This window comes from Bacillota bacterium (assembly GCA_013178305.1).
Lineage (GTDB): Bacteria > Bacillota > Sulfobacillia > JABLXB01 > JABLXB01 > JABLXB01.
Genome location: JABLXB010000003.1, coordinates 173448 through 196404 on the forward strand (window position 1 = coordinate 173448; position 22957 = coordinate 196404).

17 protein-coding genes are annotated in these 22957 nt (G+C 58.2%); all 17 read left to right on the top strand.

From position 1 onward, the window contains the following. Positions 1 to 188: 188 nt before the first annotated feature. Positions 189 to 2780 carry a hypothetical protein gene (locus tag HPY55_08540; GenBank protein ID NPV70675.1) on the top strand — a complete coding sequence of 864 codons (2592 nt, stop codon included), beginning with the start codon at positions 189 to 191 and terminating at the stop codon, positions 2778 to 2780. 111 nt (positions 2781 to 2891) lie between these two features. After that, positions 2892 to 4169 carry a hypothetical protein gene (locus tag HPY55_08545; GenBank protein NPV70676.1) on the top strand — a complete coding sequence of 426 codons (1278 nt, stop codon included), beginning with the start codon at positions 2892 to 2894 and terminating at the stop codon, positions 4167 to 4169. Between the two features lie 12 nt (positions 4170 to 4181). After that, entirely contained in the window at positions 4182 to 4901 is a 720-nt protein-coding gene (locus tag HPY55_08550) for a CpsD/CapB family tyrosine-protein kinase (protein NPV70677.1), read from the top strand. A 104-nt stretch (positions 4902 to 5005) separates the two neighbouring features. Further along, a complete protein-coding gene (locus HPY55_08555) occupies positions 5006 to 5686 on the top strand; it encodes a hypothetical protein (protein ID NPV70678.1) in 681 nt (226 codons plus the stop codon). A 126-nt stretch (positions 5687 to 5812) separates the two neighbouring features. After that, the gene (locus tag HPY55_08560) at positions 5813 to 7843 is read left to right on the top strand and encodes a polysaccharide biosynthesis protein (GenBank protein ID NPV70679.1); all 2031 of its coding nucleotides are present in this window, start codon (positions 5813 to 5815) and stop codon (positions 7841 to 7843) included. Between the two features lie 14 nt (positions 7844 to 7857). Further along, positions 7858 to 8610: an N-acetyltransferase gene (locus tag HPY55_08565; GenBank protein NPV70680.1), complete on the top strand. Its 753-nt coding sequence runs from the start codon at positions 7858 to 7860 to the stop codon at positions 8608 to 8610. A gap of 4 nt (positions 8611 to 8614) precedes the next feature. Continuing rightward, a complete protein-coding gene (locus tag HPY55_08570) occupies positions 8615 to 9616 on the top strand; it encodes a Gfo/Idh/MocA family oxidoreductase (GenBank protein ID NPV70681.1) in 1002 nt (333 codons plus the stop codon). 68 nt (positions 9617 to 9684) lie between these two features. After that, positions 9685 to 10863: a DegT/DnrJ/EryC1/StrS family aminotransferase gene (locus HPY55_08575; protein ID NPV70682.1), complete on the top strand. Its 1179-nt coding sequence runs from the start codon at positions 9685 to 9687 to the stop codon at positions 10861 to 10863. Between the two features lie 11 nt (positions 10864 to 10874). After that, positions 10875 to 12296, top strand: coding sequence for a nucleotide sugar dehydrogenase (locus HPY55_08580; protein NPV70683.1), 1422 nt, complete (start codon positions 10875 to 10877; stop codon positions 12294 to 12296). 181 nt (positions 12297 to 12477) lie between these two features. After that, complete coding sequence (locus HPY55_08585) at positions 12478 to 13506, top strand: glycosyltransferase (GenBank protein ID NPV70684.1); 1029 nt, start codon at positions 12478 to 12480, stop codon at positions 13504 to 13506. After that, positions 13499 to 14353 (top strand): ChbG/HpnK family deacetylase, encoded by an 855-nt coding sequence (locus HPY55_08590; GenBank protein NPV70685.1) that lies wholly within the window; start codon positions 13499 to 13501, stop codon positions 14351 to 14353. The genes HPY55_08585 and HPY55_08590 overlap by 8 nt, the downstream gene beginning before the upstream one ends. Positions 14354 to 14368: 15 nt before the next feature. After that, positions 14369 to 15391: a CapA family protein gene (locus HPY55_08595; protein NPV70686.1), complete on the top strand. Its 1023-nt coding sequence runs from the start codon at positions 14369 to 14371 to the stop codon at positions 15389 to 15391. Between the two features lie 445 nt (positions 15392 to 15836). Next, entirely contained in the window at positions 15837 to 16496 is a 660-nt protein-coding gene (locus HPY55_08600; protein NPV70687.1) for a hypothetical protein, read from the top strand. Between the two features lie 15 nt (positions 16497 to 16511). Beyond that, a complete protein-coding gene (locus HPY55_08605) occupies positions 16512 to 17957 on the top strand; it encodes an O-antigen ligase family protein (GenBank protein NPV70688.1) in 1446 nt (481 codons plus the stop codon). Between the two features lie 54 nt (positions 17958 to 18011). Next, a complete protein-coding gene (locus tag HPY55_08610; GenBank protein ID NPV70689.1) occupies positions 18012 to 19391 on the top strand; it encodes a phenylacetate--CoA ligase family protein in 1380 nt (459 codons plus the stop codon). A gap of 707 nt (positions 19392 to 20098) precedes the next feature. After that, entirely contained in the window at positions 20099 to 21328 is a 1230-nt protein-coding gene (locus HPY55_08615) for a glycosyltransferase family 4 protein (protein NPV70690.1), read from the top strand. A 62-nt stretch (positions 21329 to 21390) separates the two neighbouring features. After that, complete coding sequence (locus tag HPY55_08620) at positions 21391 to 22077, top strand: sugar transferase (protein ID NPV70691.1); 687 nt, start codon at positions 21391 to 21393, stop codon at positions 22075 to 22077. Positions 22078 to 22957: the final 880 nt, after the last annotated feature.

Sequence of the window (22957 nt, forward strand, 5' to 3'; positions counted from 1 at the left end):
AATTCCACTGGAGATCCGCCCAGTACCAGCCTGGGAAGGGAAATTGTGGCCGGGATAGGAGGAATTGCCGCTTCCAACGGTGAATTCGCAGCATGTTTCCCCACTTCGCCGGACCAGGACGAACCCGGGTAGTTGAGGCTAACGAACTTCCTGGTAGGGCGCGATCTTGAAAGGATGGCGATAGGCGATTGGTTTCCGAAGGGACGGGGCGGAGGCTCAATCTGAGCCTCGAACCCGTCACTGGACCATTCATATTCCTCCTGCTGATATTGGGCTCGCTGGCCAGAGGGCTGTTTTTCCAGACAGACCTACTGCAGTTCCAGATAGCCGTTGTAGTGATATTCGCCCTCGAATGGCTCGACCGGATGGCCCGGGGCGATGGGACGATCCTGGCGGGCTGGGAGGATGCGCTTCCACTCCTTCTCGGGCTGGCGTACTGTGCAAGTCTTGCCGTCGCGGTGGACAAGCGAGCGGGGGCGAGCGAAGCCCTGAAGTACCTGACGCTTTTCATGGTCTACTGGGTCGTGTCGCGATTGGCGTACACCAGGGCGTGGGCCGTGCGGTTCGCGAACCTGGTCGTTTTCATCGGTGTGCTGCTTTCGGTTATCGGCCTTGGGGCAGCGGTCGGGCTGATAGACTTCCCCGGTGCCTTCGTCCGGGGTGAAATCCTGTCCACGTTCCAGTACTCCAATGCCCTTGCGGGTTTCCTCGCGGCCGCGTGTGTCATAATTCTTGCGTTGTGGGGCCCCAGGCCCAGGCCCAGCCCCAGGCCCAGGGCGGCCGGTCAGGGGCAGCGCGGAGGCGAGCAGCCCCAGCAGCTCGATTATGAGGTGTCGTGGCTCGCCGAGGCCTGGTACGCCTTCGCGTTTGTGCTGTGCGCGGTTGTCCTGCTGTCGACCAGGTCCAGGGGTTCGTGGGTGCTCCTGCCCGTCGCTGGGGCAATAGCCCTGTGGGGGCTCCCAACGGGACAGCGGTTTCAGGCAAGCCTCAGGGCCTCCGCGGGGGTTGTAGCCACGCTCGTAATCCTGCGGCGGATCGACGGGATCATTGCAGCCGCCAATAAGGCGGCTTCCGGTGCGGCGCCGGCGACTCCCGGCGTCGTAGACAAACCGGTTGCGCAGGTTGCGGCGTTCAGAATCGCAGCATACGTCGGCATCGCGACCCTGGCGGTCCTCGCCGGGGTCGTGGCCCTTCGCATGCTCGCAGCGGCGCTGAGGAGGGCCAACACGGCGCCCGAAACGCAGCGTGTGGCCAGGGTAGTGCTCACGACCTGGGCCATCGGAGTGACGGTATGGTACGCGGTCTATGCCGGCTCTGCATATCCGAGTGCAGCGCGGGGGTTCTTCACTCCGCACACCGCGGCGGAGTTAGAAAGTATTGACGTAGGCGCACAAGGCCTCGTGGCCCGGGAGTTGTTCTGGTCAGATGCCATCCGGATCGTGCGGGACCGCCCGCTGCTCGGTGCGGGCGGCGGCGGATGGAACGCGCTCTACCATATCTACCAGAGAAAGCTCTATTCATCGGCCCTCGTCCACAGCCACCCACTCGAGGTGGCGGTGGAGACCGGCGTTCCCGGCTTCCTGATATACACAGCGATGTGGGTCGTCATGGTACGAAACGCGTGGGCACTGTGGCGCAGGAGGTCGGTCGCGGAGGCGTATGGGGAACTAGACTCCGATACTGAAGCCGCGTGGGCGGCGTGCCTGCCCGCGTTTTCTGGAGCCGTCGCGATGGGACTTCACTCTGCCATGGACTTCGACTTCTCACTCGCGGCCATCGCCGCAGTGGCGTGGGGGCTGATGGCGTGCGTCAACGGCGTGGCGCGAACGGCGCAGCCACGCGGGGCGAACGGCGCGAACAACGCCACCGGGGCGAACGGCGCGAACAGCGCGCACGGCCCTGACGCGGCGGGTCCCGTCGTCAGGACGCGCTCGCTGCTCGTGCAGGGGATTGTCGGGCTCGCCGTGTGTGCCGTGGTGTTCACTCCTACTCTGAGGTTAACCGAGGCTAGCGCGAAGGGCACGTCAGCGGCCAGGGCGATGATATCGGGTGACTACGCCGCGGCCGACAAGCTTTACCGCGAAGCCATCCGGCTTGACCCGTTTACCGCTTCATACTGGATCGATCTCGCGCAGCTCTCGCTCGCGAGCTATACCGTTGACGCACAGCCGTGGCGCCTGGAGCAGGTGAGGGATTACTGCGACAGGGCCGTCAAAGTCCAGCCGTCGAACCTCGCGGCGAGGATCCGCGCGACGGAGATCCTGTCGTCGATGGGGGACCTCGACAGGGCCCTGCGTCTTGCCGTGGATACGACGAAGTGGATTCCGCGTGATGTCCGCGTGTACGAAGGCCTGGCGAGGGTCTACGTGACCATGGCGGTGCGGGCACTGGGCGCCGGAGACAGGGCGGCAGGACGGGAGTACGCGGGAAAGGCGCGCGAAATCGTTCCCGCGGCAGCTCAATCCATCAACCCTAACCCCGGCCCGAAAATCCCGGAAGCACTGGTACAACTTGCCGAGACTCCACCAATGGGTTATGCTGTTGGACAGGCATCCCTCTTTCTGGGTGATTATGCAGAGGCTGCTAGAATGTTCGAGAAAGCGGCGCGGCTGAAAAGCATTCAGGCGGACGCCCAGGTCTGGCTGGGTGTGTCGTACGAGATGGCGGGCGACACCGCCCGCGCGAAGAGGGTCCTGAACTCGGCAAGGACGGCGCTGGGTGCTAACCTCTTTGACTTGCGTTACAGAGAGATCAGGAGCCTTGCCGGCGCCCTACGGTAACAGGACGGCGGCCCCGCCGGCCCCTCCGGCGGCCGAACCAGTAAGGGGCGCGTGTGGAGACCGGTAACCGGCTTTCATGGATGCGCGGGTGCGTCGAAGGGGGTACAGCAGTTGCAGGAAGTCCCTGAGATGATGGATACGATAGACCTCAGACAATACGTCGCCATACTCCGGAAGTGGCGCTGGGTCGTGGTTTTGATTACGATCATGAGCATGGCGACTGCGGGTGTAGTGTCGTTCTTCGTCCTTCCGCCCGTTTACGAGACCAAGGTGACCATGCTGGTGAGCCAGCCCGCCGCCCAGCGGCCCGTGCGGCAGGAGACCGGCGTCGAGGAAGTCGCCAGCGCAATCTCGAGACTCCCCGAAATGACGCTGAACACGTACGTCGGCCAGGTACTGAGCCCGTACTTCCTCGACCAGGTAGCCACCTCCATGAAGTTCGACAAAACGATCGTGGGCGCCAAGGAGCTCGCCACCATGATGGACGCCCGCGTGATCAAGGATACGAATCTCATCGAAGTCAGGGTCAGGAACACCGATCGCGTTCTCGCGGCCGACATTGCGAACACCATGGCGCGTGAATTCCTCGAGTTCATATCCAAGAACGTCCAGGACCAGATGGGCAAATCGGTCAGGTTCCTCCAGGACCAGATCGCTCTGGTCAAGAAAGACCTCGACGCTGCCAATAACAAGATGAAGAACCTCAAGACCGAGTCGTCGTCGATCGAGATTCTGCAGAACGAGGTCAACGCGAGGTTCGATATGCTGGCGAAGGCGAGGGAACAGCTCGCCAACGCAAAGGCGGAGCAGGCGCTGACCGCCGCCGGCTATGAGAAAGCGAAGCAGATCCTCGACGACTTCAAGAAGGATAAGGAACTCATGGGGATCCCCATGACTGACGACAAGGAGACCAGGGCCAGGGTTGCGGGACTCGAGCAAATCGTCAACACCAAAGACGTCGAACTCGCGCAGAAGAACGCGCAGGTGGCCGCGATCGAGGAGCGGGTCGCCCAGGTGAGCCTTGAGGTCGAGCAAATCCAGCGGCAGCTCGTTTACAAGAAAACGGAATACGAGCAGCTTGACAAGCAGATCCAGCAGCTCGAGGAGACATACAAGGTCCTGTCGGAACGCATACTTCAGGCGCAGATGGCGCGGTCGCTGAACATGGGCGAGGCGAACATCTCGGTGGTGTCGCCCGCGCTGATACCGACGACCCCGGTCCGGCCGAACAAGAAGCTGAACGTGGCAGTGGCAGGGGTGTTGGGCATCTTCCTTTCGCTGGGCCTCGTATTCGTTCTCGAGTACCTGGATAACACGATGAAGAACCCCGACGACGTGAGAAAGCACCTGGGATTGCCCACTCTCGGCAACATCCCGGTTATCGAATAGGAGCGACTGCCCATGGTGAAGCCAGGCTTCCTCAATGGAAAAAGGGAACCGAAGGACAGGCTGATCACGAAAACACACCCGCGCTCGCCGATATCCGAGGCGTTCAGGGCGCTCAGGACGTCTTTGCGGTTCGCGGACATCAGTCAGAGTATGAAGATGATCCTCGTCACGAGTCCCGGACCGTTCGAGGGGAAGTCGACCATCATGTCCAACCTCGCGGTCGCGATGGCCCAGGCTGAAAAGCGCGTGCTGGCCATCGACGCAGACCTCCGGAAGCCGATACTCCACAGGATATTCGAGACAGAGCAGCAACCCGGTCTCACCAACATCCTGGTTGGGGACTGTCCAGTTGAATCCGGGATACAGTCCAGCGGCATGGACCACCTCGACATCATCGCGTCGGGTCCCATACCCCCGAACCCGTCGGAGATCCTCGGCACGGAAGCCACCCGGGACATCTTCGCCAGGCTCAAATCAATGTACGACTACGTGATCGTGGACTCGCCGCCGGTGATGGCAGTGACCGACGCAGTCGTGATGTCTTCCATGGTGGACGCGGTAATCCTCGTGATGCGCGCCGGCGTCACCCGTATTGAATCTGCCGTAACCGCGAGGAACGTGATAGAGAACGCCAAGGGCAAGATCCTGGGCGCCGTCCTGAACGAAGTCCGGCACTCGGCTGACGGCTACCATTATTACTACTATTACGGCCGGTCGAAAGGCGAGAAATGAACCGCGACCCCGCTCACACCTGCGGTATCCCCTTAGTGGACGTTCACTGCCACATCCTGCCAGGGCTCGACGACGGACCCCGCAACGCAACGGAGGCGCTCGAAATGGCCAGGGCTGCGGCCATCGCCGGGTTCAAGGCGATAGTCGCAACGCCGCACGTGATGGCCGGGGTGTTCGACGGGACGCCCACCAGTATCACTGAGGCCGTATCGACCCTGCAGGCGAGGTGCGATGAATCCGGCGCAGAGATCGTGCTCCTCCCGGGATCCGAGGTCTACCTGGATGAGAGGACACCATCGCTGCTTAAGGGTGGCGACCTGGTTCCGGTGGGTCGCAGCGGGAAGTACCTGCTGATTGAATTGCCACAGCACGACATGCCGCACTATACACGCGAACTTCTCTTCAGGATCTCTCTCGCAGGTTACACTCCAATTCTCGCGCATCCGGAGCGCAACGCGGCCCTGAGAGACAACCAGGCTATCGCCAACGAACTTGCTGATGCCGGCGCACTGCTCCAGCTCAACGCAGGCAGCCTGTTGGGCGTGTATGGCCGGCGGGTGAAGCAGGCTGCCGAACGATGGTTGGCCGGGGGCCTCTACTCAGCAATCGGTTCAGACTGGCACAGCCCCAGCGAACCGAACAGCCTGGTCGAGGTGCTCAGATCCAGGTTCGCGGGCATCGAGCGACTTCTGGCAGGTAACGTTCGAATAGCAGGCGATATCACCCCTCAGGGGCGATGTCGAGACCGGGGGTCAGGTGGTAAGATCCGGGGGCGAACGCTGTAGGGTAATTCACAATTAGCACAGTCTTAATGGCAATTGTGTTGAATTTTCCGGCGTTTTGGTATATCTTGGAGTGTACCGGACAGGTTTCCAGTCCCTGACGCCGCTATCGTATGGGGGTCGGGTCAAATGGCAATTGAAGTCAACGGCAAGCTGAATACGTTGAGGCGCAGGTCCGCGTTGGCGCTGGCGGACCTGGTGTTTTTCAATATGGGAGTCCTCCTTGGACTCGCTGCTCGCTTTGAAGGTAGCGTACCGCTCCAGTACATACGCCAGTACGTTGGACCACTCGGGCTGGTCCAGTCCGCTCTCGTAGCTGTGTCGTACGCAGCAAGTCGCCTGTACAGCAGCATCATCCGGTATTCCAGCATAGACGAGGCGCTGAGCCTGGCCAAGGGTGTCACGGTTTCGGTCGTCACCTTCATCGGGTTAATCACCTTCTTCCCTCCGGCGCGGGGGTTCCCGCGTAGCGTCCCGTTCGTCGCCGCAAGCGCAAGCTTCCTTCTGTCGGGCGGTATTAGAATCCTCGCGAGGATGTATCTCAGCGACACCTGGCCCTGGGTCAGGGCGAACCGTTCGTGCGCTGTCAGGAGGGTAATCCTGGTCGGCGCCGGCGACGCGGGCGCGATGGTGGTGCGCGAGCTCAAGGGACGCCTGAAGAATGAATACGACCTCGTGGGCCTGGTGGACGATGACGGACGGAAACAGGGGATGCGCCTGAACGGAGTACCTGTACTCGGTGAGATTTCGCAAATCCCCGACCTGCTCAGGCGTTACGCCGTGGAGGAAGTGATCGTGGCGATCCCGTCGGCCAGCGGTTCGGTCATCCGCCGGGTGTTCGCACTGTGCGAGGGTGCCGGCGTCAAGATGAAGACGGTCCCCGGGCTCTACGAGATTATCAACGGGAATGTCAAGGTGGGCGAGATACGCGACGTCGACGTCGAGGACCTGCTTGGCAGGGAACCAGTGAACCTGAACATGCAGCAGATCTCGGGGTACATACAGGGGAAGTGCGTACTGGTGACCGGGGCTGGCGGCTCGATCGGCTCCGAGATTTGTCGCCAGATTGCCAAATTCCGGCCGGCCAAGATCGTACTGTTCGACCACGACGAGAACTCGATTTTCGAGCTCTCGCACGAGGTCGGATTCAGGTTCCCGGCGGTGAACCTCGCGATTGTGGTAGGCGACGTGAGGGATATCCACAAGGTCCACGCGACCTTTGAGGAGTACAAACCCGGTGTCGTCTTTCATGCCGCGGCGCACAAGCATGTGCCGCTGATGGAGGAACACCCGGAGCAGGCAGTCAAGACCAATGTATTCGGCACGCTCAACGTGGCGCTCGCCGCCTGGCGCGGCAGGACCGACCGGTTTGTGCTGATATCCACCGACAAGGCCGTAAACCCCACCAGCGTGATGGGGGCCACCAAGGCCGTCGCCGAGCATATCGTCGTGACGCTGGACAAAGGCTGGCATCCTGTTGAGGGTCTCGGCAACGGAGAGCGGCGAACGAAGTTCATGGCTGTCCGCTTCGGGAACGTCCTCGGCAGCCGCGGCAGCGTCATACCCTTGTTCAAGGAGCAGATCGCCCGCGGCGGGCCGGTGACGGTCACGCACCCCGAGATGAAGAGGTACTTCATGACCATACCCGAGGCTGTACAGCTTGTCATCCAGTCGGGCGCCCTGGGGGATGGGCGGGAGGTCTTCGTGCTGGATATGGGCGACCCCGTACGGATAGTGGACCTGGCTGAGACGCTGATCCGGCTATCCGGATTGGAGCCGGGCAAAGACATCACGGTGGAGTTCAGCGGGATGCGGAACGGCGAGAAACTCTTTGAGGAGATCTTTTCTGATGAGGAGAAATTCGAGCGTACGGCTCACCCGAAGATATTCGTGGCCAAGGACTGTGTAGTCGATGCGGACAAGCTTCGCGATAGCCTGTCACGGCTGGAGAAGTTCTCGTTTGACGGTGGAAGGGGACCGAAGGACACGATCAAGTGGATCCTCAAGGAACTCATCCCTACGTATAACCCGTGGTCGGTTGACAGCTCCCGTGCCTCTCGCCCCGGTGAACCACGGGGGCCCCAGGCTGAAACCCCTCAGAGTGAACCGGGCAAGGCCAGGCGCCAGCGCCTGGCTCGAGACCCGGGGATGACCGCATAAGCCACCAGTGGAGGTTGCGGCAGGTGGACAAGCATTTGGACACACGTGCTATACATAGCCGGGCCTATGTCGAAGAAGGCGTGAGCCTGGGCGGGGACGTCGAAATCGGGCCTAATGCCGTGGTCTATTCAGGAACCGTCCTGGGTGACGGCGTCAAGGTTGGCCCCAATGCAGTCCTTGGACAGAGGCCGACGAAGGCTAAGTCCAGCACCCTGAAGGTTTCAGGAGACCTTGGCGGGCTCAGAGTCGGTTCAGGAACGGTCATTGGGGCCGGGGCGATAGTCTATGCGGGCACTACCATAGGAAACGACTGTTTCATAGCCGATTCAGCGCAGGTGCGTGAGCGCTGCACGATAGGAAGCCGTGTCATCGTCGGTCACGCCGGTACTGTGGAGAACGACTGCCGGGTTGGCGACCGGACCCGCATTCAGACCGGGGCCTATATTACGGCCCATTCGGTCCTTGAAGAGGACGTGTTCGTGGCCCCCATGGTGACCACCACCAACGACAACTACATGGGACGCACCGAGGTGAGGTTCTCCAGGACCAAAGGGGTCGCTGCGAAGAGGGGCTCGAGGATAGGCGGCAACGCGGTGATATTGCCGGGCGTGACCGTGGGCGAGGAGGCCATGGTGGCGGCGGGCAGCGTCGTCACCAGGGACGTGCCGCCTTATACCAGGGTGATGGGGGTTCCCGCCAGGCCTGCGGGGGATGTCCCGGAGGAGCAGATCCTCTATCCCAGGGGCGGCGCAGGGACGCGCGGGTGAACTGATGGAATCCGTACGGTTTGGGGTCATAGGGTGTGGCGCCATAGCGAAAAGGCACGCGGAGGCCATCTCCGGGATACCGGAGGCGAGGCTCGTGGCGTGCTTCGACGTGGTTGAGGATAACGCGAGGGTGTTCGCCTCGAGGTACGGGGGTAGGGTGTGTGGCGACTACCGCGGCCTCCTGGATGACCCGGAGGTAGACGCTGTGATAGTGGCGACGCCCAGCGGCCTTCACGCGTGCCTGGGGATGGAGGCGCTCGATTCGGGAAAGCACGTGCTCGTCGAAAAGCCCCTTGCGCTGAGCCCGGTCGAGGTGCGGCGACTCATCGAAAAGGCGAACGAGGCTGGCAGGTGTCTCGGCACTGTGCACCCCAACAGGTACTACCCGGCGAGCCGGATGGTCCACTCTGCAGTCCAGGAGGGCCGGCTGGGGAGGCTGAGTCACGGGGTGGCGACGGTGCGGCTGAACAGGACCCAGGCCTACTACGACGAAGCGCCGTGGCGCAAGTCGCGGGATTTAGACGGCGGGGTGCTGTTCAACCAGGCGTGGCATGCGATGGACATGCTCGTCTGGCTGATGGGACCCGTGAGCGACGCACACAAAGTGGCTGCATGCAGGGCGCACGAGATGGAGGCTGAGGACGTCGCCATCCTGACGATGAGGTTCGAGAGCGGCGCGCTGGGGCTTGTCGAGGCCACAACCAACATCTACCCGAAGAACCTGGAGCAGAGCATCGCGGTGTTTGGAGAGACGGGCGCAATAATCCTCGGCGGCTCGAGAGTGGACGCGATTAGGCTGTGGAGACTGCCCGATGACGACGAAAAGGCAGTGCTCGATCGATTCGGGGAGTCCGCCCCGCCAGGTCTCGGCCCGGGGTGGGCCCACGCCCAGGCGGTGCTGGAGTTCGTGCGGCAGGTTCGCTCGGGCGAGACGGGGGCCTCGGATGAGGCCAGGACGGCGGTTGAACTTGCGCGCCTGGCGAGCGGGTGGGGTATGGCTCCCTGAGGCATCGCTCGCTGAGGGTTACCTCTTCAAAGTGGACAGACCGGGGCGGACAGAAAGGGGAACTTGAATTGAAGGTACCGGCGTTCGACCTGACGGAACAGAACAGGTGCCTGCGGGCGAAGCTCATGGAGGCGATCGGCGAGGCCGTGGACAGCGGCCACTTCATCCTCGGCGAGCCGGTGGCGGAGTTCGAGGCGGGGCTCGCGAGGCTGTGCGGCGTCCGGCACGCGGTCGGCGTCGCCAACGGGAGCGACGCGCTGTATCTCGCGCTGGCCGCGTGCCGCATCGGCCCGGGGGACGAGGTAATAACCACCCCGTTCACGTTCTTCGCCACGGCGGGTGCTGTTGCCCGCGCTGGGGCGACGCCGGTCTTTGCAGACATAGATCCCGTGACGTACAACATCGACCCCGCGGAAATCGAGAAGAGGGTCGGACCGCGGACGAAGGCCATCATCCCCGTGCACCTGTACGGGCACCCCGCGGACATGGACCCGATCTGCGAGGTGGCCAGGCGGAACGGGCTGAAGGTCATCGAGGATGCGGCCCAGGCCATCGGGGCGGAGTACCACGAGCGGAAGGTGGGGAGCCTCGGGGACCTGGCGTGCATCAGCTTCTTCCCCACGAAGAACCTGGGGGCGTTCGGCGACGCCGGCGCGGTGGTCACGGACGACGACGAGCTTGCGGAGAGGCTCCGGATGCTCCGCGTCCACGGGAGCCGGCAGAGATACTACCACGAGATGCTGGGGATAAACAGCAGGCTGGATACGCTGCAGGCGAGGATCCTGAGTCTGAAGATGAAGCACCTCGGCGAGTGGACGGAGAAAAGGCGCGCCATCGCGACGGCGTATGCGGAGAGGCTTGCGCCGCTCCTGGAGCCGGGGTTGCAGTCCTCGGACGCGGGGGCCTCGGGCGCCTCGGGTGCTGCTCACCCGGGCGCGGCGGCGGGCTGGCTCTTGCGCCTGCCGTCGGAGACGGAAGGATGCAAGCACGTGTACCACCAGTACACGATAGCGGCGAGAGACCGCGACAAGCTGAAGGCTTACCTCGCGGAAAAGGGGATAGGCAGCACCGTGTACTACCCGCTGCCGCTACACCTGCAGAAGGCCTTCGCGGGCCTGGGGTACCGGAATGGGGATTTCCCCGTGGCGGAGCGGGCGGCGGAGGGCGTGCTGTCCTTGCCGGTGTACCCGGAGATGACTGCGGAGCAGGTCGAATACGTGGCGGATGCGCTGGCGCAGTTCAAATGAGGGGATTCAATATGGAGAGTACAGTGGTTGAGGCGGGTGCCGTTGCGGCGGGTGCAGCTGCAGCGAATGCGGTTGAGGCGAGGGGCGCCACCGCCGAGATGCTGAAAGAGAAGATACGCGCGAAGGCCGCGGTCGTGGCCGTGGTGGGGGCCGGGTACGTGGGGCTGCCGCTTGCCGTGGAGAAGGCGAAGGTGGGCTTCCGCGTGTGGTGCATCGACCGCAACCCCCGTAGAGTGGAGATGCTGAACCGCGGCGAGAACTACATCCTCGACGTGAAGCCGGACGAGCTCGCGAGCCTGGTCGGCCAGGGGAGAATTAGGGCAACGACGGAGTTCGACGCGCTGGACGAGTGCGACGTGGTGATAATCTGCGTGCCGACGCCGCTCACGGTGAACAGGGAGCCGGACCTCCAGTACGTGGTGCACGTGGCGGACAAGATTGGTGAGCGATTGCGGCGGGGTCAGCTCGTATCGCTGGAGAGCACGACGTACCCCGGGACGACGCAGGAGGTAGTGCTGCCGAGGCTCGAGAGAAGCGGCCTCAAGGTGGGGGAGGATTTCTTCCTGGCGTTTTCGCCGGAGAGGGTGGACCCCGGGAACGCGAGGTACACGACGCAGAACACGAACAAGCTGGTGGGCGGGGTGACGCCGGCGTGCCTGGACGTGGCCTCCACGTTCTACTCCCAGACGATATTGAAGGTCATACCGGTATCATCGCCCGCGGTGGCCGAGATGGCGAAGGTGTTCGAGAACACGTACCGCGCGGTGAACATAGCCCTCGTGAACGAGATGGCCCTGTTGTGCGACCGTATGGGCCTGAGCGTGTGGGAAGTGCTGGACGCCGCGTTCACGAAGCCGTTCGGGATCCAGCCGTTCTACCCGGGCCCGGGGGTGGGCGGGCACTGCATCCCGATAGACCCGTTCTACCTGACGTGGAAGGCAAGGGAGTACGACTTCTCGACCAGGTTCATTGAACTGGCGGGCGAGATAAACCTGAGGATGCCGTATTTCGTGGTGGAGAAGGCGGCGAGGATCCTCGGGACTCAGAGGAAGTCGCTTCGCGGAGCCAAGGTGCTCATTCTGGGCGTGGCATACAAGAAGGACATACCTGATGAGCGGGAGTCGCCTGCGCTGAAGGTCATCCAGATCCTCCTGAAAGAGGGGGCCGAGGTTTCGTACCACGACCCGTACATACCGCAGATAGAGGTGACGAACGGTGACTACGGCCCTGCGGCGAAGACGGTCAGGCTTTGGTCGGTGCCGCTGGAGGACGAGGTGCTGCGGGGTGCGGACATGGTGATCATCACGACGGACCACTCTTGCGTGGACTATGCGCGGGTGGTGGAGCAGGCGCAGGCGGTGCTGGATGTGAGGAATGCCACTCGTGAGGTAGAGTCGAGTTGCAGGGGGCACGGCACCCTCTGGAGATTATAGCCGAAAGTCTTTACGGATCCCCCTGGGAACCTGGATCATTTGCTGTCAAGTCGAGATCGAGGAGAAGTCCATGAATCAGATTTGTTGTAACCGTGTTGTACACGTCACGAGCACGCATGGGCCGACGGATGGGCGAATCTACTTTCGCGAATGTAGGGCTTTGCGGCGAGCAGGCATGAAAGTGTGTGTCGTTGCTCGTGTTGCACCAGTCAGCAAATTGGACGATGGGATAGACTTTGTCGAGTTCCCGCGGGACTTCACCCGAGTTGGTGTGCTGACTCGGCCAGACCGAGTTGCCCGCTTCCTCAGGGGACTGGAAGCGGACGTCTACCATTTTCATGACCCAGATCTGTTACCAGTGGCAGGGCTAATGAGTTCGCGCGATAGCATCATCATCTATGATTGCCATGAATGGTATCAACAGGTGTTCCCGCACAAAGGGTATCGCCCGTTGTTAGCCAAAGGCGCAGCAATCGGGCTCTCGCTTGTTGAGCGGATTGTGATACCCAGACTGGATGCTGTAATCGTTCCTACAGAAGAACTCGCCCGGGTTTATAAAACGCTTGCGAAAACAGTTGTCTCTATCCGCAATTTTGCCCCTGTGGATGGATGGACGACTTGCACGGAGTCTGGGGAGAAGACTTGGGATCTGATACACACAGGGACGGTGTCCCGGCCCAGACTGGAGGTCATGTTGGACATCGCTAGGTCAATCAGGGATACAGGCCGTAGCATCAAGTTCTGTCTTTTGGGAGTTTCGGATGAGGTCAGGTCCTGGGTGAACAGCGATGCAAAGGCTAGGAGCCTGGTGGACTGTGTTGGCAGGGTGAGTGAGACGGAGGTGCCGGGATTTCTTGAGCGGTCGAGGATTGGGATCAACTATCATCCGTACCAACAACGGTTCATGGTAGCCATACCGATGAAAGTATTCGAGTACATGCGCCACGGCTTGCCTTTTGTCTCCACAGCGTTGCCACCTCTGAAGAGGCTTCTTGGTGATTCAGGTACTGGCCTACTAGTAGAAGAAAACACAGTGCCGTCGTTCGTGGCTGCGATTACCAGCTTGCTGGATGATCAAGTTGGAACTGCACAGATGGGACAGAGAGGGCGGGAACTGATTACCCGCGAGTACAACTGGGAGCGGGAGTCTGTCAAGCTTGTCGGACTCTATCGGCAGCTCCTGGGCAAAAGGGGTCTTGCAGTTGCGTAGGCTTATTATCAATGCAGATGGGTTGGGCTTCAGCCCGGGCGTAAACAGAGGGATCCGTGAGACGGCCGCATTTGGGCTTGTCAAGAGCACGAGCGCGCTTGTGAATTTTGAAGCAGCCGAAGAAATTCCGCAATTTGCACGAGACTTTCCCATGGTTTCAATTGGAATCCACCTAAACCTTACTGTCGGTCGACCTGTCGCAGAGCCCAGTAGAGTCCGCTCTCTTATTGATCCGCAGAGCGGAGAGTTCTACGGAAACAGACTGCCATTCTTGCTGATGAGCGGCCGGGTCAAATGGAACGAGATTTGTCTTGAGTTGGAATCACAGGTTAAGAAGATGATTGATTTCGGGATACAGATCACCCATGTTGACGGTCACCAGAACAAACACCTTTATCCCCCGTTGTTTTTCGCTGTTCTAGAGACGGCCAAGAAGTATGGCATTAAGCGCATACGAAGCCACAGGCGGTTCTTGACCGGGAGTCCGCGACAGAAATTGAACTATTACGTTGCACATCCTCAGCGACTCGCAACGCACATGGCTGGGCGAGTGCTCACCGATTATGCTCGCGTCAAAGGCTTAAGGTGCGCTGACAGACTGATTAGTCCTGGATACGCGGACTCGTCCAGGAAGTACTTGCTCAGCTCTTGGATGGAGTTGGCCAAGATCCTTCCCAGTGGAACCAGTGAGATATACTGTCATCCGGCTTACCCTGACGACATTTTGCGGCGGTACGCTACCTATGTGGAAGAAAGACGAATCGAGGTTGAAGTATTGACCAGTGAGGAATTGCGGGCTAGTTTTGCTATGGCGAACATCGAGATTATATCTTTCTATGACCTTTGAAGGAGATCTTTAGTCATGGGTTTGCTTGTTGCGGGCGATGTGATGCTATCACGGAACGTCAGGCACCGAATAGCGGGGATCGCTGCGAGCCTTCAGGCCTTGAAGTCCAGTTTTCCAGGATGCGCTTTGGTGGCGAATCTTGAGTCTCCCGTTTGTACAGCTCCGTTACGTTATCAGAATGGCTTCCGAGCTGATCCTGGGGAGTGCAAGGAAATCCTACGAATGTTTGACGTGCTATCCGTAGCCAACAACCATGCGATGGATTGTGGTGTTGAAGGGCTTGAGGAGACGGTTGCCTTTCTCAAGGGACTTGGTATCCAGGTGGTTGGATATCGCGGGTCCGAAGGAAAGCAAAATGGCGCAGTCATCACGATTGGTGACACTAAGGTTGGAATAGTCGGTTATGTGGAGAGGGCGCTGTTGGTAGAAGAACCTCCTTCGATTCTGGCGACGTGTTCTGACCTCAGTCTAGTCCAGAAAGAAATCGGTAGTATTCGCGAACAGTCAGATATCACGGTGTGTATATTGCATGCAGGCAGCGAGATGACGAGATTCCCCAGCAAGGCTGAGAGGGCGTTGCCCCGGAGGTTGGTCGAGATGGGGGTGACAGTGGTTATCCGTTCCCATGCTCATGTCATCCAAGGATGTGAAAGGCTCGAGTCGTCGCTGGTGTTGTATGGATTGGGGGATTTCATCTTTGATAGCAGTGTGCGAAGAAGGCGCACGGGGGCTCTTGCACACATTACGGTGGAGGACTCTCGTATCAGCGTAAGACATGTTCTCGTCCGAAGGGACACGGATCATAATCCCCTAATAAGTGGAAGCTATGGTGACCTTCCGTCTGTGCCAGACTCGTGGCAGAAGCCGAGACAGATTATAGATAGGCTCACGTATTACTGTGAACGTACAGCCGACCTGATATCGACATATGGAATGCGAGGAGTGGCCTACGTAATACGCCGAATAGCGCGCGCAATGATGAGTGGTTTCCGGCTAAGATCAAGCGGCAGGGAGGGCCTGACACGGTTTCGGATATAGCAGTTGTTGTTTCAAGACCTGTAGCGTACGGGAGAGAGTTCGGGACTTGGTCGGTGCCACCATTCCGTCTGTTGCCAGGTCAAAAGCCCTCAGCTTGGTTGCGGGTTGGGGCCATATGTGGTGGCATATGCCCCTGCGTCCGCGATTCTGCTAGCAGGCAAACGCCTGACTCGAACGAATCTTCGATAATTGGTGTTGGGCCCGGGAAGGTGATGGATTGGTCATGTATACTCTGGTTCTGTCGCACGATCTGGATTTCTGGTCAGTGTGGGAAACGGGATTTCTTGGGCGGCGTCACTTGTCATTCATGAAGCGATGTGTGATAGATAACTTCCCGAGAATTGGCAGGGATTTGAACCCCATGCAATATGGTCATGGTGTTCTTTCTGCAGTTAGAACGCTCTTGAGAATCGCCCCAGACCCGTGGATAAGGAGCTTCCACCGCATGATCGAAATCGAGCAACAACGTGGACTGAGATCCACAGTATTCGTTATTCCCTTTAGGGAAGATCCTGGTCTAGATCCAAATGGCACCCCATCGCCGCGCGCAAGGGCAGCGTTATATGATGCTTCATGCCTTGCGCCTCTTCTGCGCGCAATCGAGAAACAAGGCTGGGAAATTGGAGTTCATGGGCTGAAAGGGCATTTGTCCAGTCAAAGTGCGCGCTCGGAACGGGAGGCGATCGAGTCGTTGGGTGTCAAAGTGTGGGGTCATCGCAGTCACTGGCTGATTACCTCGCCGCTTCTTTACTGGAACTTGATTGAGGCCGGATATGCGTATGATTCCTCAACCCGGGTTTCGGACGGCTGCAAAGGTCGGGATGTAGTTCATGTGGCTGATCGGTGCCTGGTAGTTCTTCCGATAGCCGTTCAGGACAAAGATGTCTTAGCGAACCAAAACATGGAGATTGCGTGGTCTGAGATCAAGAAGCGGCTTGACAAAGCACGCGCAGAAGAGGACACCGTGACCGTCTTAGTCCATACGAATCATTTTGGCCCACCAAGGTTCTGGGGTGACTTGTATGAGCGAATGCTCGACTACGCCTTGGGGCAGGGTGCGGCCATTTGCCGGGCCATCGACGCAGTCCAAGACGCGAATACCTAGACTGGAGGTGTTTGCTTGTTTACAGGTGCTGTGGACGGTCTATCTACTGTCCTGCGGGTGTTGGTTGCGACTGCCGTGGGGTGTGTTGCTGGAGTGGCGGCGACTGGGACGACAGGCGCTTTCCTGTTGGTGCTGCCAGCTATTGCCGTTCCGCTAGTGTGGCCATGTGTGTCTCTCGCGGGAATGCTAACGGCTGGATTGTACAAGGCCGACCCGCGCGTAACGGTTCCAGGGGGATTTGATCTCACGCTACTTTTCGCCCTATCTCTTGTATTGGTCCTGCTCGTTGAAGTCCTCAAGTCCAGGAACGTTCTTCGCAGACTATGGCAAGAACGTGTTTTTCTCGCCTCATGGGCCATATTCCTCATGATCTTGTCCTTGGGCCTTACTAGGACTCCGAGTCCGGAATACGGATATGCCAAAGCGCTGCATTTTGTCGTGATAGGTGGGCTGGCGGTACTGGTTCCACTGATCTGGGAAAACCGTCAGACGGAGCTTTTTTACAGGGTCTTGTTTGGGCTTTCACTGGCTATGGCTCTCGATGCGTTGTCACGCATGGGCGAGGGGAGATACCATCTAACGGCGTTTTCGTCGAACTATCTTGGGCTGGCCCGTCAATCCGGCTATGGATTGCTCATTGGCACACTGTACTTGCTTCCCAAGCAGCGGACGAGTATGGGAAGAGCACTGGTCATGATTCTGAATGTCCCTTTGGCCTTTGCTTTGTTGGCAGCGGGGGGGCGGGGCCCGGTTGTCTCTTGCTTGATAGCCTTGAGCTACCTGTTCCCATATGACGCTGTGCTGTCCCGCGTTGCAACGGGGCAACTGAGAATCAGACGTCTCGCGGGAGCACTGTTGGTCCTAGTTCTTATTGGTGTTCTGACGGTCCTGATTGTAGTCTCACCACGAGGATTGTTTGACGTGCTCCGATCGCGCTTCTCCTTGGCGCTCGGGCCGGACGTCGGGAGTTCCACTCTGACTCGGCTCGACTACTGGAAGTTGGCCTCCTCGTTGTTCATACAGAATCCAGTTATGGGCGTGGGAACAGGGGGCTTTTCTCGCTGGGCTGTAGGCTCGGATGCCCATGAATACCCACACAATCTGTTTCTCGAGATTGCGAGCGAGTTGGGTATTGTTGGCTTGGCATCGTTCTTGATGGTTATTGTTTCCGCGTTGTACGCCTTTCGGTATGTCGCGTCGACTGGAGACGAGCAGTCCAAGGAATCCGTGCGCCTAGTTAGTGTGCTCGCCTTGTACGCTTTGGTAAATGCATGTGTCTCTGGGGACCTGAACGATAATCGGATGCTGTTCGCTCTGCTGGCAATCTTGAAGCGCACTGGAACTGATACTCTACACGAAGCGGGTGCAAGGTCGAGAAGAGTGAATCCTATTTCGGGGCCACAGGGGGAGTCCGTTACACGCCGCGAATTCCAGGCGAAACGAGGACCGCGTGCATCGTAATGCTGTGCCTGAACGAGTATTTACAAGCGGCGAGATGGGAAGGGATTAGCGTTCATGGATTTGACCACAATGTACTTTAGGTTGCCCCCCTTTGTAAGAAACGCTGCCCTCAGCGGATATGGGTTCTGGCAAGCCAGGAAGCGCTTTGACCGGGGGTTCATGTACCGGTATGGTAGGCTGATGCAATCACAGTGGCGCGATGTAGGTGAGACGCAGCAATGGCAGATGGAGCAGCTTGCAAGACTGTTAGAACATGCATGCAATCACGTGCCATACTATCAGCGGGTTTTCGCTGAAGCAGGAATCAGCCCATCTGATATTACCAGCGTGGAAGATCTAACGAAGATACCATTACTCACCAGGGAATCCGTGGCGTCGCGATTCGAGGACTTGTGTAGTGATGAAATGAGGGCTTATAGGCCAGTCTTCTGCAAGACAAGTGGGAGTACTGGACAGAAACTCCGGTTCTATCTTCCGTCTGAGCTGAAATGGGGATTGGGCAGTGCTGTGCTGTGGCGCTTCTATAGTTGGGGAGGCGTGAAGCCAGGTGACCGTCGCGCCACACTGGGGGCTCGCGTGTTTACCGTTAGGCCACCCTATTGGGCGTGGAACAAATGGGAAAACCAGCTTCTTCTCTCGTCACACCATCTATACCCGGAAAACCTCAGGGAGTATTGTGCCCTGCTCAGAAGGTTTCGAGTGGTTTTCATCCAAGGTCACCCCTCTGCCATCAGGGTCCTGGCTGAGCACGTCCTGCAAGAGGGTCGTCCAATTCCAATGAAGGCAGTATTCACTACGGGCGAGACGATTTACGACGATGACAGAGTGTTAATAGAAAAGGCGTTTGAGTGTGATGTTCTTGATTCATATGGAATGGGTGAGCGTGCAGCTGAGGCACAGGAGTGTGCAGAACATGCGGGCTACCACGAGGTATCTGAAGACTGCGTTATTGAGATGCAGCCAGCTGGCAACGGCTTGTACGAGATAGTGGGGACGTCATTACTGAACTTTGCGATGCCGTTCATAAGATACCGGACTGGTGACCTGGTTCAACCGACTACGAGTGCTCAGTGCAAGTGTAGGCGCGGACTCCCAATAAGATTTACGCGGGTAATCGGGCGTGTGGACGACAGCCTCATCTTTGCGGGCAGGACTGTACTTCCAGTGACTGTACGCATGTTCATGAAACCCCTCCTGGTGCCAGGCGAGAACTACCGAGTCATTCAGGAGGACGAAACAGTAGTGAAGGTGGAATTGACGGGCTCTGTATCCGCTCTACGCGCGGCTCGAATAAGGGAGGAGTTCCGCGCTTTTGTTCCCGAGCAAGTTGTGATTGAGGTGGAGCACGTTGATGACCTAATTGGCAGCAACAATAAGGTGCGTAACGTTGTCAACCGGTTACGACTGCAAGAAAGGGTGACGAATCTCCACTAACTTGATTCATGGTTCGGGATACTCATCCAGGGCTGTTTTTGTTGTTCGGCGTAAACATCAAGAGTATTGGGTCGTCGTAGAAGATCAAGCGGGCGCTGCACGAAGACGTGGGATTCAGGGTCATGTCGGCGAACCAGCATCCGGACTTTTGGCGATAGCTGGATTTCGACTGAGGTACCACAAAGCGCTGGGGGATCTTTTCTTGCAGACGGCAAGGATTACGGACAGGGCGAGATCGATCAGGTTGGCCCACGTTGTTACGGACAGGACGAAGCCGAAGGCGAACGCGCGCAAGCACTCAGCCATGAGTCGCGGCCGGACGAAGACGTAAATGGAGCGGTTGAGAAAGGAAATCCAGGAATATCTACGCCAGTGGGATGAGGTGGAGGGGGCCAAGATAGGAAGTACGGGAAATTGAGCGGTTGGAGACTACCTGCCATAGAAGCTGGTGAAGAACCCTGAAGTGACTGAGCCGAAACAGTTGTGGGCGGTAGAGATGAAAGAATCCTGATCTGCTGCACATGACGCTATAGCAGCACTCAACCGTGCATCATGAAACGTGAATTGGTAAGCGGCGGCTGAAGATTGTGTGACGAGTCCCACGAAGCATTGTAGAGAAAAAGCAAAACTGCCACAAATCAGAAGAGGAATCGAAAATCAGTGAGTCGATCAGATTTTCCAAATAACGCACCTGGCGGGGCGAACCAATGCGAGTATTGATCATCAATCATTATGCAATTCCCCCAACAGAACCTGGCGGAACGAGACACCACAGCTTAGCCAAGGAACTCGTTAGTAGGGGACACGAAGTTGCAATAGTAGCTGCCAGTTTTCATCACATGACTCGTCGTCGGAGACCCGAGGCAGATAATAGTTGTTGGTTCTTCGAGTCAATTGATGGAGCTCGGTTTGTTTGGCTCAGGGTGCCCGCATACCAAGGCAACAGTGTGGCCCGGGTCTGGAACATGATTGTATTTGCGCTTAGGACTCTTGGTCTATTAAGATCACACGACATGGAGTGTCCGGACGTGGTAATTGGCTCGTCGCCCCATCTGTTCGCAGCGTGGGCAGGTGAACGGTTGGCACAATGCTACGGAGTGCCATTTGTTTTGGAGGTTCGTGATCTGTGGCCGGAGACGCTTGTCAGGATAGGGAAGATGCCCAGATGGCACCCCCTTGTTTTGCTCATGTCAATGCTCGAGAGATGGCTCTACCGGCGTGCGAGTAGGATTATTACATTGCTTCCGGGAGCATCCAAATACATTGCCTCGAAAGGGGTACCCTCAGAGCACATAGTGCACATTCCCAACGGAACTGATTTCAGTCTGGCTGCAAAGCCGGCGATGCCACCAGCTGAATCGAGAGCGACCTTCATTTATGTGGGGGCCCACGGCGTAGCAAACGCACTTGACACTGTGCTGGAGGCGGCGTGTATTCTGCGCGACAAAGGATATGACTCCTTGAGGTTCAGATTCGTCGGCGATGGCCCGGAGAAATCACGGTTGCGGGATAAAGCGTCTCGGATTGGTTTTCAGAATGTGGTTTTTGATGATCCGGTACCGAAGGGCCAGGTCTATTCGGAAATCGCTAAGGCCGATGCGGGCCTATTAGTCATGCGCGATTCTCCGCTCTATGATTGGGGAATGAGTACAAACAAGATTTTTGACTACATGGCTTCTGCGCGTCCGGTTATCTTTTCTGGCAACACACCTTACGACATTGTAAGGAGCGCAGGGTGTGGTTTTTCCGTGCCTGCAGAGGATGCTGCAGGACTTGCCGAAGCAATCGAGGCGTTCTTGCAGTTGCCCAAGGCAGAGCGGATTGAGATGGGGTTACGTGGGAGGAGGTATGTTGAGGAGAATCACAATTTCTCCATACTGGCCAGCAAATTGGAGCAACTGCTTCGCGAGGTTTTGGAGGCCCAGCCGAAAGATTGAGATAAGACTCCATGCACTGAACATGTAGTTCCGGGCTATCAAGTTGATAGGAGCCAAGAATTATGATCTTGTCGTTTTCTCGAGAGGGCAGGTCAAGGCGCGCAGCAAGAAAGGACTCTCGAGGGAGTCTACCATCCCTGACGCTGAAACGCCTTTTCGATGTAGTGTCGGCCATGGCAGGTGTTCTTCTGCTAAGTCCGTTGGTTCTGCTGATAGCCGTACCCATTGCACTGAGCATTGGCCGTCCAATCCTTTACTGTCAGACTAGAGCGGGGCTCCACGGGCGACCTTTTAGACTACTAAAGTTTCGTACCATGACAGATGCGCGAGACGAGCAAGGGCGGCTTCTACCAGATGAACAGCGCCTGACTTCATTGGGCCGTTTCTTGCGGAACACCAGTATGGACGAGCTTCCTGAACTCTGGAACGTGCTCAAGGGCGACATGAGTCTTGTCGGTCCGAGACCGCTTCTGATGCAGTACCTCGAGAGGTATACCCCCGAGCAGGCGCGTCGTCACGAAATGAAACCGGGCATCACAGGTTGGGCCCAGGTTAACGGTCGCAATGCGATTTCGTGGGAGAAGAAATTTGAGTTTGATGTTTGGTACGTGGACAACTGGAGCCTGTGGCTCGACTTCAAGATCTTGGGGATGACACTAGTTTCCGTCCTTAAACGTGAGGGGATAAGCGCGGAAGGGCATGCAACCATGCCCGAGTTCATGGGCACCGGGCGCAGCCTGAAGGGTTGAGGAAGAGCAGAACCGGAGCCAAAAGTGGTTTGAAGAGCCAAGATGTCGAACAGGCTAGCTGTAAGAGAGGCCGACTGTTTGTCCGGAGGAGACGCGATAGCATATGGGACTAGCGACAAATAAAGGTGTGCGTTGTTACGAAGTCTCTGCAGTAGATAAGGCTTCGGGCAGGTTTTCGACCGGGGGTCTGAGTACTGTGTCACACTTGCTTCAATTTGACTTTCCGTCACTTGTCGGAGCGTCAGCAAGGATGGCGTCTGTCAGGATGATCCGGGGGCAATGTGCCCGGTTCGACCGGTTGGCTCGGCATTTTCGGTTTAGGTCAGCGCTGGATTCGGTAATTGATCTGAAAGTTCGGATGGGATACGCTGGTTGGACCGTTGAACGAGAGCGTTCGGCACTTGTCGGTGATCTGGGCGAAGCATTAGGCTATCTTGCTATGACTGGGTTATATGACTGCACCGAGGTTGCTCATTTCTCAACATGGCTTCAAATCGTTGAGAACCGCATTCTACAGCGAATGCCCTTGCCAGCGCCGCTAGTTGCGGCGGCCAGAACATTCACCAAGAAAAGATCGCCCAGGCCCGACTTTGTGTTTAGTCGAGGGGGTTCTCTGGTCGTAGCCGAATTCAAAGGCTCTCTAAGGAGCTACGCTACGCGCGTACGCTGGCAGGACTACATGAAAAGTGCTCTTAAGCAGGTTGAAGCCGGGAAAGACATAATCCGAGCAGTTCAAGGTCCTCATGTCAGTAATGCGTACGTAATAGTCTCGGTGCTCTGTGAACGTGGGATTCGCGGCGAAGAATCACGGATTTTCGTGTGTGATCCTGAGGAGCAAGACGGTGCGGCAGGTGACCTTGCTGAGGTTCTCTTCGACATG

What these genes read in the sequence shown, in the direction of transcription:
- HPY55_08550 (NPV70677.1), top strand. Translation starts at nt 4,182, where the DNA reads ATGGTGAAGCCAGGCTTCCTCAATGGAAAAAGGGAACCGAAGGACAGG.
- HPY55_08555 (NPV70678.1), top strand. Translation starts at nt 5,006, where the DNA reads ATGGCCAGGGCTGCGGCCATCGCCGGGTTCAAGGCGATAGTCGCAACG.
- HPY55_08560 (NPV70679.1), top strand. Translation starts at nt 5,813, where the DNA reads ATGGCAATTGAAGTCAACGGCAAGCTGAATACGTTGAGGCGCAGGTCC.
- HPY55_08570 (NPV70681.1), top strand. Translation starts at nt 8,615, where the DNA reads ATGGAATCCGTACGGTTTGGGGTCATAGGGTGTGGCGCCATAGCGAAA.
- HPY55_08580 (NPV70683.1), top strand. Translation starts at nt 10,875, where the DNA reads ATGGAGAGTACAGTGGTTGAGGCGGGTGCCGTTGCGGCGGGTGCAGCT.
- HPY55_08595 (NPV70686.1), top strand. Translation starts at nt 14,369, where the DNA reads ATGGGTTTGCTTGTTGCGGGCGATGTGATGCTATCACGGAACGTCAGG.
- HPY55_08600 (NPV70687.1), top strand. Translation starts at nt 15,837, where the DNA reads ATGATCGAAATCGAGCAACAACGTGGACTGAGATCCACAGTATTCGTT.
- HPY55_08610 (NPV70689.1), top strand. Translation starts at nt 18,012, where the DNA reads ATGGATTTGACCACAATGTACTTTAGGTTGCCCCCCTTTGTAAGAAAC.
- HPY55_08615 (NPV70690.1), top strand. Translation starts at nt 20,099, where the DNA reads ATGCGAGTATTGATCATCAATCATTATGCAATTCCCCCAACAGAACCT.
- HPY55_08620 (NPV70691.1), top strand. Translation starts at nt 21,391, where the DNA reads ATGATCTTGTCGTTTTCTCGAGAGGGCAGGTCAAGGCGCGCAGCAAGA.